At 68.5% G+C, this 12,902-nt stretch carries 13 protein-coding genes; 3 read left to right on the top strand and 10 right to left on the bottom strand.

From position 1 onward, the window contains the following. Positions 1 to 16: 16 nt before the first annotated feature. On the bottom strand, positions 17 to 1,501 hold the full coding sequence (locus tag J2W78_RS04255) for a D-alanyl-D-alanine carboxypeptidase (RefSeq protein ID WP_253368292.1): 1,485 nt from the start codon (positions 1,499 to 1,501) through the stop codon (positions 17 to 19). Positions 1,502 to 1,947: 446 nt separating this feature from the next. Between J2W78_RS04255 and clpS the strand changes: the two genes are divergently transcribed. From clpS to J2W78_RS04240, 3 genes are all read left to right on the top strand, one after another. Beyond that, entirely contained in the window at positions 1,948 to 2,343 is a 396-nt protein-coding gene (gene clpS / locus J2W78_RS04250; RefSeq protein ID WP_253373964.1) for an ATP-dependent Clp protease adapter ClpS, read from the top strand. A 22-nt stretch (positions 2,344 to 2,365) separates the two neighbouring features. Further along, complete coding sequence (gene clpA / locus J2W78_RS04245; RefSeq protein WP_253368290.1) at positions 2,366 to 4,849, top strand: ATP-dependent Clp protease ATP-binding subunit ClpA; 2,484 nt, start codon at positions 2,366 to 2,368, stop codon at positions 4,847 to 4,849. Between the two features lie 135 nt (positions 4,850 to 4,984). Further along, positions 4,985 to 5,257, top strand: a complete 273-nt coding sequence (locus J2W78_RS04240; RefSeq protein ID WP_253368288.1) for a hypothetical protein — start codon at positions 4,985 to 4,987, stop codon at positions 5,255 to 5,257. A 17-nt stretch (positions 5,258 to 5,274) separates the two neighbouring features. Here J2W78_RS04240 and hemA read toward each other — a convergent pair whose 3' ends face one another. The 9 genes from hemA to bchM are packed head-to-tail and all read right to left on the bottom strand — an operon-like array spanning position 5,275 to position 12,899. Further along, positions 5,275 to 6,492, bottom strand: a complete 1,218-nt coding sequence (gene hemA, locus J2W78_RS04235) for a 5-aminolevulinate synthase (RefSeq protein ID WP_253368286.1) — start codon at positions 6,490 to 6,492, stop codon at positions 5,275 to 5,277. 55 nt (positions 6,493 to 6,547) lie between these two features. Then, positions 6,548 to 7,357: a putative photosynthetic complex assembly protein PuhE gene (gene puhE, locus J2W78_RS04230; protein ID WP_253368284.1), complete on the bottom strand. Its 810-nt coding sequence runs from the start codon at positions 7,355 to 7,357 to the stop codon at positions 6,548 to 6,550. Between the two features lies 1 nt (position 7,358). Continuing rightward, positions 7,359 to 8,453, bottom strand: a complete 1,095-nt coding sequence (acsF, locus tag J2W78_RS04225; protein WP_253368282.1) for a magnesium-protoporphyrin IX monomethyl ester (oxidative) cyclase — start codon at positions 8,451 to 8,453, stop codon at positions 7,359 to 7,361. Beyond that, complete coding sequence (locus tag J2W78_RS04220; protein ID WP_253373963.1) at positions 8,450 to 8,746, bottom strand: hypothetical protein; 297 nt, start codon at positions 8,744 to 8,746, stop codon at positions 8,450 to 8,452. The genes acsF and J2W78_RS04220 overlap by 4 nt, the downstream gene beginning before the upstream one ends. A 17-nt stretch (positions 8,747 to 8,763) precedes the next feature. Further along, positions 8,764 to 9,234, bottom strand: a complete 471-nt coding sequence (puhC, locus tag J2W78_RS04215) for a photosynthetic complex assembly protein PuhC (protein WP_253373962.1) — start codon at positions 9,232 to 9,234, stop codon at positions 8,764 to 8,766. A 15-nt stretch (positions 9,235 to 9,249) separates the two neighbouring features. Beyond that, positions 9,250 to 9,942 carry a photosynthetic complex putative assembly protein PuhB gene (gene puhB, locus J2W78_RS04210; RefSeq protein WP_253368280.1) on the bottom strand — a complete coding sequence of 231 codons (693 nt, stop codon included), beginning with the start codon at positions 9,940 to 9,942 and terminating at the stop codon, positions 9,250 to 9,252. Then, entirely contained in the window at positions 9,939 to 10,712 is a 774-nt protein-coding gene (gene puhA / locus J2W78_RS04205) for a photosynthetic reaction center subunit H (protein ID WP_253368278.1), read from the bottom strand. Before puhA ends, puhB begins: the two co-directional genes overlap by 4 nt. Positions 10,713 to 10,725: 13 nt before the next feature. Further along, positions 10,726 to 12,171: a BCD family MFS transporter gene (locus J2W78_RS04200; RefSeq protein ID WP_253368275.1), complete on the bottom strand. Its 1,446-nt coding sequence runs from the start codon at positions 12,169 to 12,171 to the stop codon at positions 10,726 to 10,728. Then, positions 12,168 to 12,899, bottom strand: a complete 732-nt coding sequence (gene bchM, locus J2W78_RS04195; protein WP_253368273.1) for a magnesium protoporphyrin IX methyltransferase — start codon at positions 12,897 to 12,899, stop codon at positions 12,168 to 12,170. The genes J2W78_RS04200 and bchM overlap by 4 nt, the downstream gene beginning before the upstream one ends. Positions 12,900 to 12,902 lie beyond the last annotated feature (3 nt).

Here is a 12,902-nt window from a genome sequence, read left to right as displayed (position 1 = left end):
TGGTTGTCGGAGACGATCAGCTCCGGGTCGCGAAGCAGTTGAAACCGTTCTTCTTCAGCGCGGCGCAGGCATCCTGCGCGGTGCTCTGCTCGGCAAATCCCGAGAAGCGGGCGCGGAACAGCGTGGTGCCGCCATGGGTAACGCGCACGGTGTAGGGCGCGGCCTTGGAGAGCATGCCGGTGCGGCTGCGGGCATCGGCCAGGATCGATTTCGCCTTGTCCTCGTCGTCCATGGCGCCGAGCTGGATCACCCAGGGGCTCGGCGTGACGGGCCGGGCGCTTTCGCCGCGGGCATCCTTCGGCGGGCCCTCGGCGCGGGAGGCGACGCCTTCGACCGCAGGCAGGCGGGCGGTCGACTTACCGGCCGCTCCGGGGAACGGCGCCTGGGCCGCCGAGCCGGCATAGGCCTGGGCGGCGCCCGGCAGCGCCTGGAGGGCGGTGCGGCGCGATCCCGGCGTCGTGGTGGCCGGGCGGATGTCGAGCGGGGCGTTGCTGGTGGAACTCGTCGTCTCGATCTCGTCATCATCCGCCGAGGCGAGGACGGTGCGGGTGCGGGAATCGGCCTCGGCGACGACCGCCGGGCGGCCGCGCTCGGCGACCTCGAACACGGGCGACGTCTGGCGGCTGCCGGCAAAGGCGCGGGGCAGGTTGGCGCGGACGAGATCCGCCATGATCCGGTCGCGGCTCGCGCCCGATTTGCCGCCGAGCACGATCGCGACGATCTGCCGGTCGCCGAGCTTGGCCGCGGTCATCAGGTTGAAGCCGGAATCGCGGGTGTAGCCGGTCTTGATGCCGTCCACGCCCTCGACATTGCCGAGCAGGCGGTTGTGGTTGCCGATGGTCCGGCCGCGGAAGGCGAAGGATCGGGTCTGGAAGTAGCGGTAGTAGCGCGGGAAGCGATCTTGGATCGCGCGGGCCAGCAGGGTGAGGTCGTGGGCCGTGGTGATCTGGTCGGGGTCGGGCAGGCCGGAGGCGTTGGCGTAGTGCGTGCGGCTCATGCCGAGCGCCTTGGCCTTGCGGGTCATCATCTCGGCAAAGCGCGGCTCGGAGCCGGCGATGTTCTCGCCGATGGCGCAGGCGACATCGTTGGCCGACTTGGTGACGAGCGCCTTGATCGCCTCCTCGACGGTGACGGTCGAGCCGGGGCGCAGGCCCAGTTTCGACGGCGCCTGGGCGGCGGCGTTGGCCGAGATCGAGAGCGGCGAATCGAGGTCGTAGCGGCCCTTCTCGAGCTGCTCGAACAGCATGTAGAGGGTCATCACCTTGGTGATCGAGGCCGGGTGGCGCAGGGCGTCCTCGTTGACCGCGTGCAGCGTGCGGCCCGACTTCACGTCCACGACCATAGCGGCGTAGGGCGGGTTGTACCCGCTCACCGCCTTGCGGGCGTGGCCTCGGCGTTTTGCCTCGGCCGGGTCGGCCACCGCGACGAGAAAACTCGTCGCCAGGAGCAGCACGGCGACAGCGCGGGACCCCGTGGTGGGCCGGCCTTCTACGCGACGCATCTCGAAACCTTCGCCTCGACAGTCGGACGTTCAAGCCCGGCTGGCACCCTTCACGGACGCCGCCATCGGGTCCGCAATCTCTGTCGAAGACGGTAGGATGAACGCGGTTACGCGGCCGTTAATGCCGGGCGATGCGTGTGCGAGATCGTCCTTTCGCCACAGGGGTTAAGCCGATGTTGACGAGTCCGGCCCGGCGCGCCCGGTCAGGGCAACTTCCGGTCCGCCATGCGGCGTTTCGTCTTCGGAGCCGAGAGCGGGCTGCGCCGGTTCGTGCGCGTGGGCGTGGGACCATCCACGTGCTCATCCGCGCGTTCAATCGCGGCGGACAGTTTCACGCACCTCACTGGCGCAGTCGCTGATCGGCCTATAGATTGCCTGTCGAGTGCCGCGTCCCTCACTGGGACACCGGCGCCGAAGGCTGCCAGACCAAGGTCGCTTCGATTCAGATGTCTTCTAAGCTGATCCAGGACAACGTGAAGGAGGCGGGTCGGGGACGGGTTCCGGTGCGTGCGGCCTCGACCCCGCGCAGCCCCGGCGACGACGACCGTTCGGGCACTGCCATCATCACCCGCACCAAGCCGCGCGCGAAACGGCCGAGCCTGTACCGCGTGCTGCTGCTCAACGACGACTACACGCCTCAGGAATTCGTCGTGCACATCCTGGAGCGGTTCTTCAACAAGAACCACGACGACGCCTACCGGATCATGATGCACGTCCACCACAATGGCGTGGGGGAGTGCGGCGTGTTCACCTACGAGGTCGCGGAAACGAAAGTGACGCAGGTGATGGATTTCGCCCGCAAGCACCAACATCCGCTTCAGTGCGTTATGGAAAAGAAATAGGCATCCAGCGAAGGCCAGAGCATTGCCCAGCTTCTCACGTAGCCTCGAGCAAGCCCTCCACCGCGCCCTGGCCCTGGCCGGAGAGCGCCGCCACGAATACGCGACCCTCGAACATCTCCTGCTCGCCCTCGTCGACGATCAGGATGCCGCCGCGGTGATGCGAGCCTGCAACGTCGAGATCGACGTGCTGCGCCGAAACCTTGTCGAGTACGTCGACACCGAACTCTCGAACCTCACGGGCGACGGGCGCCAGGACGCGAAGCCGACCGCCGGCTTCCAGCGCGTGATCCAACGCGCGGTGATCCACGTACAGTCCTCGGGCCGCGAGGAGGTGACCGGGGCCAACGTGCTCGTCGCGATCTTCGCCGAGCGCGAGAGCCACGCCGCTTACTTCCTGCAAGAGCAGGACATGACCCGCTACGACGCGGTGAACTACATCAGCCACGGCATCGCCAAGCGGCCGGGCGCCTCCGAGGCCAAGCCCGTGCGCGGTGCCGAGGAGGAGGCCGCGTCCGAGCGTCCCGGCGGCGAGGAGACCGAAGCGAGGCCCAAGAAGAAGGGCGATGCGCTCGACGCCTACTGCGTCAACCTCAACAAGAAGGCCCGCGACGGCAAGATCGACCCGCTGATCGGCCGCCATTCCGAGGTCGAGCGCACGATCCAGGTGCTCTGCCGCCGCCAGAAGAACAACCCGCTGCTGGTGGGCGACCCCGGCGTCGGCAAGACCGCGATCGCCGAAGGTCTTGCGCGCAAGATCATCCAGCACGAGGTGCCGGAAGTCCTGGCCGATGCGACGGTGTTCTCCCTCGACATGGGCACGCTGCTCGCCGGCACCCGCTACCGCGGCGACTTCGAGGAGCGCCTCAAGCAGGTGATGAAGGAAATCGAGGCGCACCCCAACGCCATCATGTTCATCGACGAGATCCACACCGTGATCGGTGCGGGTGCCACGTCGGGCGGCGCGATGGATGCTTCGAACCTTCTGAAGCCGGCGCTCGCCTCCGGCGCGCTGCGCTGCATCGGCTCGACCACCTACAAGGAGTACCGCCAGTACTTCGAGAAGGACCGCGCCCTCGTGCGCCGGTTTCAGAAGATCGATGTCAACGAGCCGTCGATCCCGGATACGATCGAAATCCTCAAGGGCCTCAAGCCGTATTTCGAGGAGTTCCACAAGCTCAAATACACCACCGAGGCCGTGAAGGCGGCGGTGGAGCTGTCGGCGCGCTACATCAACGACCGCAAGCTGCCCGACAAGGCGATCGACGTGATCGACGAGACCGGCGCATCGCAGATGCTGGTGCCGGAGGCGCGCCGGAAGCGCACCATCGGCGTCAAGGAGATCGAGACCACCATCGCCACGATGGCGCGCATCCCGCCCAAGACCGTGTCGAAGGACGACGCGGTGGTTCTCAAGAACCTTACCGAGAACCTGAAGCGGGTCGTCTACGGCCAGACCAACGCCATCGAGGCGCTGACCTCGGCGATCAAGCTGGCCCGCGCCGGCCTGCGCGATCCCGACAAGCCGATCGGCTCCTACCTGTTCGCCGGCCCGACCGGCGTCGGCAAGACGGAAGCGGCCAAGCAGCTCGCGGCCTCGCTCGGCGTCGAGATGCTGCGGTTCGACATGTCGGAGTACATGGAGCGCCATACCGTCTCGCGGCTGATCGGTGCGCCGCCCGGCTATGTCGGCTTCGATCAGGGCGGCTTGCTCACCGACGGGATCGACCAGCACCCGCACTGCGTGCTCCTGCTCGACGAGATCGAGAAGGCGCATCCGGACCTGTTCAACATCCTCCTGCAGGTGATGGATCACGGCAAGCTGACCGACCACAACGGCAAGCAGGTCGATTTCCGCAACGTCATCATCATCATGACGTCGAATGCAGGCGCCTCCGACATGGCGCGCTCCGCCTACGGCTTCACGCAGACGAAGCGCACCGGTGACGACGTGGAAGCGATCAACCGGCTCTTCGCGCCGGAATTCCGCAACCGCCTCGATGCGATCATCTCGTTCGGCCACCTGCCGAAGGAGGTCGTTGCCAAGGTCGTCGACAAGTTCGTGCTCCAGCTCGAAGCGCAGCTTGCCGACCGCAACGTCACCATCGAACTCTCGGACGAGGCCCGCGACTGGCTCGTGGAGAACGGCTACGACGACGCGATGGGCGCTCGCCCCATGGCCCGTCTGATCCAGTCCACGATCAAGACGCCGCTCGCCGACGAGGTGCTGTTCGGCCGCCTCAAGGACGGCGGCGCCGTCAAGGTCGTTCTGAAGAAGCCGGAGACCGAGGACGGCAAGGACAAGGCCGAGCTCGCCTTCGAGTTCCCCGCCGGTCCCGTCACGCCCAAGCCCGAGACGGACGTCGCCAACGCGGCCAAGCGCAAGCGCTCGAAGCCGCGCTCGGCCCCGCGGAAGAAGACACCCAAGCGTGACGGTGGTCCGTCCGGGGGTGGTTCTTCCGGAGGCGGCTCTGTCCGCACCGTGCCGAAGGTGCCGCTCAAGGTCTGAGGGCACGGGGTCGCTCACCCGCAAGAGTGAGCGACCTTCGAAGCCGGCGCGGGTTGCGTTCCTGCGCCGGCTCCCGGATATGGGCGGCGCCGTTCTCCGTCGGAGAACCCGGCATCGGCCAGCAATGGGGGTCACATGACGAGCGACGCGCAGGAGGGTCCCCTCACGCCTGTCGCGCCACAGCCGGCTCCGGCCCGGCCGAAGCCGCTGACATCCCGCGAGAGACGCCGCCGCCGCCGCAAGGCCCGTCACCGCGGCGAGGAGATCCTTGGCTGGATCCTGGTGCCGGTGATCCTGTTCGGCCTCTTCTGGGGCGTGAACGCGGTGCTTGAGGCGATGGGCACCAGCCCCGGCGTGGTGTGGGATCAACTCATGCAGGTGAAGGCCGCGCTCGAGAAGAAGATGTAGCGCGGCCCGCCTGTCTTCTACTCTGCCGCCGCCTTACTCAGTCCGATCCGCCGCCAGATCGTGCTGAGAGCGTCCACGAGGTGGTCGATGTCGGCGTTGGAATGCAGCGGCGAGGGCGTGATGCGCAGGCGCTCCGTCCCGCGCGGTACGGTCGGATAGTTGATCGGCTGCACGTAGATGCCGAACTCGTCGAGCAGGGCATCGCTGATCGCCTTGCACAGCACGGGGTCGCAGACCATCACCGGTACGATGTGGCTGCGGTTGGCCAAAGTCGGGATGCCGGCCGCGTCCAGCGCCTGCCTCACCCGCGCCACCCGCTCCTGATGCCGCGCCCGCTCCACGGTGCTGGCCTTGAGATGGCGAATGCTGGCCGCGGCGCCGGCGGCGACCGCGGGCGGCAGCGAGGTCGTGAAGATGAAGCCCGAGGCGAAGCTGCGCACGAAGTCGCAGAGCTGGTTCGAGCCGGTGATGTAGCCGCCATGGACGGCGAACGCCTTGCCCAGCGTTCCCTCGATCACGTCGAGCCGGTGGGCGAGCCCCATCCGCTCCGAGATGCCGCCGCCCCGCGCGCCGTAGAGGCCGACCGCGTGGACCTCGTCGAGATAGGTGAGCGCCCCGTGCGCCTCGGCGACATCGCAGATCTCGTCGATCGGGGCGATGTCGCCATCCATGGAATAGACCGACTCGAAGGCGACGAGCTTGGCCCGGCCGGGTTCGATCAGCCCGAGCTTGCGGTCGAGATCCTCGGGATCGTTGTGGCGGAAGATCTGGCGTTCGGCTCGGCTCGAACGGATGCCCTCGATCATCGAGGCGTGGTTGCCCTCATCGGAGAAGACGACGCAATTCGGAAGTTTCGACGCGAGCGTGCCGAGCGCCGCCCAGTTCGAGACGTAGCCGGACGAGAAGATCAGCGCCGCTTCCTTGTCGTGGAGGTCGGCCAGTTCCTGCTCCAGGAGCACATGGTAGTGGTTGGTGCCGGAGATGTTGCGGGTGCCGCCTGCGCCGGCTCCGCATCGCTCGATCGCCTCGTGCATCGCCCGCAGCACCGAAGGGTGCTGACCCATGCCAAGATAGTCGTTCGAGCACCAGACGGTGACCTCGCGCTCACCGCCGGGGCTGTGATGGGTCGCGTAGGGAAAACGCCCCGCCTGCCGCTCCAGATCGGTGAAGACGCGGTAGCGCCCTTCCCGATGGAGCCCGGTGATCGCATTGCCGAAGAACGCTTCGTAATCCATGCCGTCCTCCCCGAAGAAGATGATGCCGGTGGGCGGATCTTGCGTCCGCCTCACCTCATTCGCGGTGTACTGCCCGGGTTTCGGGCATCTCGGCCGCCGTGGGTGCAGCACGGCCGGGAAGGCTCCAGTTCCAGAGCGCCGCCGAGGGCAGCGGCAGCATCAGGAACCAGTGCTCCAGGGTGGCGAGCGCCGCGAGGGTTGCGAGCAGGGCAAAGCCCGTCACCGTCTGCGGCGCGGCCGCATCCCCGAGTGCGCCGCGGGCGAGCAGGACCGTCGCGGCGGTGCCCAGCGTCACCGAGAGCGGAAACAGCGGGTTCATCGGCCGGCGGCTCAGGTAGCAGGCGAGGTAGCCGAGATGCGGCGGCAGGAACTCGGCGTGGAGGTTGCGCACGCCGAGGAACAGGTTGAGCCGTGCCGAGGCGTTCATCAGCGTGAGCAGGCCGTAGGTCCAGAGCGCTATCCGGTTCCCCTCCCCCCAGGTGAGGCAGAGGATGGCGAGCCCGCCGATCAGGATCGCAAATTCGTGCCACAGGCTGGTGGCAAGCGCCGCGAAGAAGCGGTCGAACCCGCGCAGGTTCGGCGCGCAGGCGGCGGGCTTCGGGCCGGAGACGAAGCCCATGTAGTAGCTCATCTCCTGCCAGCCCCAGACGACCACCGCGGCGGTGAAGCCGAGATAGGCGCCCGTCTCCGTGTCGTCCTCGGCGACCGCGCGGATGGTCCAGAGCGCACCGGCCAGGACGGCGCTCGCCGCGACCATGCTGCGGGCGTGCGTCCGCCGCGGCAGGTGCTGGAGCACCAGCACCAGCCCGGTGGCCGACCACCACAGCAGGACGGCGTAGAGCGCCGGAGCGGCGTAGACGCCCATGCTACCAGACCGGATCGAGGCGGATGTCGGCGGGCATCGCGTTCTGCTTGACCGGCAGCAGGTAGAGCCGGGCGAAGGTCACGGCGGCGACGACGGTCTGGGCACCGTGCTTCAGCCGGCCCGACAAGCCCCCTTCCGCCTTGGCGGCGGCGATCTTGTCGGCGCAGACCAGGAGGCGGTCGAGGCCCGCCTTGAAGCGTGGATCGTCGAGGTCGAGGGTGATCGGGAAGGTCTGCTTCGAGATCTCGGAGGTGATCCGGAAGACCTTGAAGTCGTAGTCGGTTGGATCGACCCCGAGCGCCTTGTGAAAGGCCGGGCGGCAATGGTCACGGACATACATCGTCGCGAACACCGCCAGCAGGAAGAAGCGGATCCAGTAGCGGTTGACGCCCGTCGTCAGCCGCGGGTTGGCGCGCATGAGCAGCGCGAACGCCTCGCCGTGGCGGAACTCGTCGTTGCACCACTTCTCGAACCACTTGAAGATCGGGTGGATGCGCCGTTCCGGATGCCGCTCCAGCTCGCGATAGATAGTGATGTAGCGGGCGTAGCCGATCTTCTCCGAGAGGTAGGTCGCGTAGAAGATGAACTTCGGCTTGAAGAAGGTGTACTTCTTCGCCTTCGTCAGGAAGCCGAGATCGACGCCGACGCCGAAGTCCTTCAGCGTGTCGTTGATGAAGCCGGCGTGCCGCGCCTCGTCACGGCTCATGAAGCCGAACAGCTCCTTGATGTCCTTGTTCTTCGCGCGCTTGCGCATCTCCGCGTAGAGCACGCAGCCCGAGAACTCGGCCGTGATCGAGGATACGAGGAAGTCGAGGAACTCCTTGCGCAGCTCCGGGTCCATGTCGGCGAGGTCGCAGTCGAACTCCTCGTTGCGCACGAAATGGCGCTTGTTCGGGTCCGAGCGCAGCTCCTCGATCAGGATATCCCACTCGCGGCGCACGGGCTCGACATCGGTGCGGTCGAGCTCGTCGAAATCCGTGGTGTAGAAGCGCGGGCTCAGGAACGTCGTCTGTTGCGCGCTTTTCGTCGATTCGTTGAGCGGCTGGCGCGGGAGGGGCACTCCCGCAGCGGCTTGGGGCTGGACGTTGGCGTTCACAGCTTCCTCCGTTCGGAAAAGCTCACCTCGTAGAGCTCGGTCAGCTCGAGATGGGCGATCAGCTTGGTCCAGGCCCGCTCCAGCCGGCCCGCGCGGGTCACGGTGGCGGTGCGGCGCACGGTGATGCGCTCGCCATAGGGCACCTCGGTCGGCGCATCGTGAACCTGGACCTCATCGCCGGGCTCGATCTCGAACCCGCCATCCAGCGTCACATGCGCGTGCAGGCTCTCCGGCGTCTGTTCGATCTCGACGGTGCAAGGCACCTCGACGACCGTCTTGCCGATCCAGGCCATGTCCGCCCCCTCTCCCATCACCGCAGCTCCGTGCCGGGCAGCAGGCGGGCGAAGGCCTTCGCATTCGAAGGGCCGAAGGCCAGCAGCGGCACTTGCCGCCCGGTGGCTCCATCCTCCAACGACAAAGTCCCGTTGTCGAATCGCGTGAGGGTGAACGGCGGCTCGCGGCTCAGGCCCTCGCGCTGCCGGGCCTGGGCGAGCCCTCGCAACGTGCCGCGGATGAAGCCGTCCTGCCCCGGCTCGATCCGGGCGACCAGCTTTCCGTCCCCGGCCTCGCGCAGATCGATGGCGCCGTCCGGCTGGTCCTCGGCGTGGAAGGCCAGGGTCTGAACCGGGTGGGCGGCCGGTGCCTCCGGCCCCGTCTCCCGTCCGCGGCCGAGGACGACGGCAACAATCGCCACCGTAAGCAGGGCTGCGACGGCCATAAGCGCCGGCCGCTGGGATTGCGGCTTTTGCGGCGGGCGGCGGAAATTCAGCTCGACGGGCATCGGTCTCATGCTCCGCTATCGGGCCCCGGCGGTCGCGAGGCGGCCGGGGGCGGCACTCGCGCGTCCGGTCGCGGCGGGTTCCACGGCGCGCGCCGGCCCTCTGGCGACCGCCTCGGCCGAACCTTCGGTCTGCGCCGCGAGCGCCGGTGCGAGCAACGCCACCACGCTCCGGGCCTCGGGTACCGAGCGCAGCATCGGCTCCGGCCGGCTCACGCGCCAAGGCCGGGCATGCGGCCAGAGATGCAGGTAGGCGACCCGCTCGCCCGGCGGCAGGCGCAGGGGGATGTCGCCGGTGCCGTCGGCAAACAGCCGCAGGTCCGCCGATTCGATCCGGGTGAGCGGCAGGTTGAGGGTGATCGGCAGGGCGATGCCGACATGCAGCACCATGCGCTGGTCGGTGAGCGTGTAGACCGTGGTGCGGTGGACAAGCCAAGCGAGGAAGGTCAGCAGGCCGAGCGCCGCGACGCCGATCAGCAGGGTCGGACCCGCGACGGTAAGAGCGTGCGCCGGGCCCCCGCTCGCGGCGGCGCCGATGGCCAGCACCGTGGCGGTGCCGGCGAACCACACCATCACGAGCCGGGCGTGGAAGGCGCGCAGCAGCACGCCAGAGAGGCTCGGGGCGCCGCGCCACAGGATGCGCTCCCCCTGAGGCAGCGGGCCGGGCAGACCCCGCAGCGTCCCTTCGGGCAGGAAGTCGGAATCGCTCATAGGATCGGCTCCGCACGAGCGGGCGAGGCGTAGAGGGTGCCGGCGCCGAAATACGCCATGATCCGCTCTTCCTCGAGCAGGGTGACGGAGTCCCGATCCTTGGTGCCGGGGATATCGTTGAATTGTGCCGCCAGCAGCGCCTCGGTCTTCACCGTGCGGGAGAAGCGGCCGGTGGTGCAGAACGTCACCGGCATCAGCACCCGGCGCCCGCCCGCGCCGAGTTCGACCTCGTAGTAGCGCACGAAGGATTCGCCGCGATCGAGCCAAAGATCGACGACCGTGCCGGCGATCTGCCGGTCGACGCCGTAGACCGGCATGCCGATCGGGTTCGGCCCGTCCTCGTGGACCACGAAGGCGTCGGCGACGCGTAAGGGGACGATCCTATACTCGTTGTCCCAGGTCCGGTCGTGCTCGTCGTGGCGCGGCACCCAGGAACCGGGTCCGACGCCGGCCTGGAGCGAGGTGTCGGTGCGGAAGTAGGGGGCGCCGGGGAAGGCCTCGCGGCGTGCACTCGGCACGTTCGCGTCGTAGGCGACGTTGGCCTGCGGCGCGTACATCGTGTGGCCGCTCGACAGGTGGAAAGCCTTCGGCGACGGAATGAGGATCGGGTCCGGGCTCTTCAGACGGCCGGCGGCCTCGTTCTCGAGCGGGTAGCCCTCACGCCGATCCTCTCGGCGTAGGTAGAAGACGAGGCCCGCAAAGAAGATCCAGAACGCGTAGAGCGTGACCTGCGCGACATCGATGTAACCGGTGATCTCGCCTCTGGGCATGGCAGGCCTCCGATCAGGTGGGACGGTTGACGAGGGGGTCGAACGAACCGGAACGCCGCTCGTTCGGATGGGTGGAACGGGGGGCGTCCGCGCGCACGAGCGGGCCGAGCGCGATCAGCGTGGCGAAGAGCAGCGCGATCTCGACATGGTAGACGATGAGGTAGCCGATGGCCGGCTCGTTCATGCCTTCGCCGAGGGCGCCCGACTGCGCCACCGCGGCGCCGAGATCGCGCAGGATGCCGCTGGCGGCGATGGCAAGGCCCGCGGCGGTCGCCTGCGCTGCGCCCCAGGCGCCGAGGGCGAGGCCGGTATCCTCGGGCCCGGCCTTGGCCATGGAGGCGGTGAGCGTGCCGTGGGCGAACAATCCGCCGCCGATCCCGATCAGCGTGACGCCGGCTGCAAACAGCCGGGCCGAGGCGAGGGGTGCGGCGAAGATCACCGCCGAGAAGGCTGCGATGCCGATCACCGCGCCCGTCGCCGCGACCCGGTAGGGGTCGCCGCCGCGGTTGAGCCAGCGCGCCGCCGCGATCAGCCCCAGGCCGCCACCGGCCGCGAGCATCGCGGTGAGCGCCGTGGTCTGCGCCACGGTGAGTCCGAGGATCTGGCCGCCATAGGGTTCGAGCAGGATGTCCTGCATCGAGAACGCCGCGGTGCCGAGCGCGATCGCCGCAAGCCGCCGCTGTGCGGTGCGCTCCCCGGCATAGCCGCGCCAGGATTGGGCGAAGCTCGGCCGCGGCGCCGCCCGGTCGGTGCGGTGCGGATCGCGCGGCTCCTGCTTCCACAGGGCGACGCCGTTGAGCACGATCGTGACCAGCGCCGCGCCCTGGATCACCTGGATCAGGCGGACGGCCGAGAAGTTCGCCAGCGCCAGCCCGAACAGCACGGCGCTGCCCATCATGCCGGCGAGCAGCATGGCGCAGAGGAGCGCCACCACCTTCGGGCGGGCATGGGCCGGGGCGAGGTCGGTCGCCAGCGCCAGCCCGACGGTCTGCGTGGTGTGAAGCCCCGCGCCGACCAGCAGGAAGGCGAGCGCGGCCGCAACATGGCCGACCCAGAGCGGGCCGGTGGTGTCGCCCGACAGGATCAGCAGAGCGAACGGCATGATCGCCAGCCCGCCGAATTGCAGCAGCGTGCCGAACCAGATGTAGGGCACCCGTCGCCAGCCAAGCACCGAGCGGTGCGTGTCCGAGCGAAAGCCGACCAGCGCCCGCAAGGGAGCGAACAGCAGCGGCAGCGACAGCATCACCGCGACGATCCAGGCCGGAACTGCAAGCTCGACGATCATCACCCGGTTGAGCGTGCCGATCAGCAGCACGGCGGCCATGCCGACCGTGACCTGGAACAGCGCGAGCCGCATCAGGCGCCCGAGGGGCAGCTCCTTCGTCGCCGCGTCGGCGAAGGGCAAGATCGCCGGGCCGAGGCGAAGCAGCGCCTGGGTGATGGCGAGGCCGGATTTCATCGACCGGCCCCGCTCTCAATCGCTGGCGACGCATCCTTGCGCAGCTCGATCGCGTTCGAGAGGTAGAAACCGCTGTTCACCCTATGCGTCCGCTCGACGGCGAAACGCGTCAGCGCTCGCTCCGCTGCGATGCGCCGCCGAAGGCCGCTCTCGGTGATCGGCACGATGGCGGGCGCCCGGTCGGCCTTCGGAAACAGCTTGCCAGCCGCGTGCATCAGCGTCAGCAGCGCCGTGCGCGGGGCGACCGTGAACAGCAGGCTGCCATCGGTGCGCAGGGAGAGTTCGGCGAGCGCCCGGACGATGTCCGGCGCCTGATAGTGGATCAGCGAATCCATCGCGACGACGTGGTCGAAGCGGCCCAGCCAGGGGTCGAGCATGTCACCGACCCGGAAGTCGACGGAGCCCGGACCGGGGATTGTGGGTAAACGCTCGCGGGCGAGCCCGATCAGCGTCGGCGAGACGTCGATCGCGGTCACCTCCGCGCCCCGCCGCGCGGCCTCGACCGCGAGCGCGCCGGTGCCGCATCCGGCATCGAGCAGGCGCAGGCCGGTGAGATCCGCCGGAAGCCAACTCAGCAGGTTGGCGCGCATGGTGTCGCGCCCAGCCCGCACCGTGGCGCGGATCTTCGAGACCGGTGCGTCGGAGGTGAGGCGCGACCAGGCTTCCACCGCGGTGCGGTCGAAGTAGGTTTCCAACTGGGAGCGGCGGGTGAGGTAGGGCGTGCTCATCAG

Source organism: Methylorubrum extorquens, from assembly GCF_024169925.1.
Lineage (GTDB): Bacteria > Pseudomonadota > Alphaproteobacteria > Rhizobiales > Beijerinckiaceae > Methylobacterium > Methylobacterium extorquens_A.
This window is presented reverse-complemented; position numbering and strand designations above follow the sequence as displayed.

Excerpts from the sequence above, each read along its gene's own strand:
- puhC (WP_253373962.1), bottom strand. The coding sequence starts at position 9,234 with ATGCCCGTCGAGCTGAATTTCCGCCGCCCGCCGCAAAAGCCGCAATCC.
- puhB (WP_253368280.1), bottom strand. The coding sequence starts at position 9,942 with ATGAGCGATTCCGACTTCCTGCCCGAAGGGACGCTGCGGGGTCTGCCC.
- J2W78_RS04255 (WP_253368292.1), bottom strand. The coding sequence starts at position 1,501 with ATGCGTCGCGTAGAAGGCCGGCCCACCACGGGGTCCCGCGCTGTCGCC.
- hemA (WP_253368286.1), bottom strand. The coding sequence starts at position 6,492 with ATGGATTACGAAGCGTTCTTCGGCAATGCGATCACCGGGCTCCATCGG.
- J2W78_RS04200 (WP_253368275.1), bottom strand. The coding sequence starts at position 12,171 with ATGAAATCCGGCCTCGCCATCACCCAGGCGCTGCTTCGCCTCGGCCCG.
- puhA (WP_253368278.1), bottom strand. The coding sequence starts at position 10,712 with ATGCCCAGAGGCGAGATCACCGGTTACATCGATGTCGCGCAGGTCACG.
- clpS (WP_253373964.1), top strand. The coding sequence starts at position 1,948 with ATGTCTTCTAAGCTGATCCAGGACAACGTGAAGGAGGCGGGTCGGGGA.
- puhE (WP_253368284.1), bottom strand. The coding sequence starts at position 7,357 with ATGGGCGTCTACGCCGCTCCGGCGCTCTACGCCGTCCTGCTGTGGTGG.
- J2W78_RS04240 (WP_253368288.1), top strand. The coding sequence starts at position 4,985 with ATGACGAGCGACGCGCAGGAGGGTCCCCTCACGCCTGTCGCGCCACAG.
- bchM (WP_253368273.1), bottom strand. The coding sequence starts at position 12,899 with ATGAGCACGCCCTACCTCACCCGCCGCTCCCAGTTGGAAACCTACTTC.
- J2W78_RS04220 (WP_253373963.1), bottom strand. The coding sequence starts at position 8,746 with ATGGCCTGGATCGGCAAGACGGTCGTCGAGGTGCCTTGCACCGTCGAG.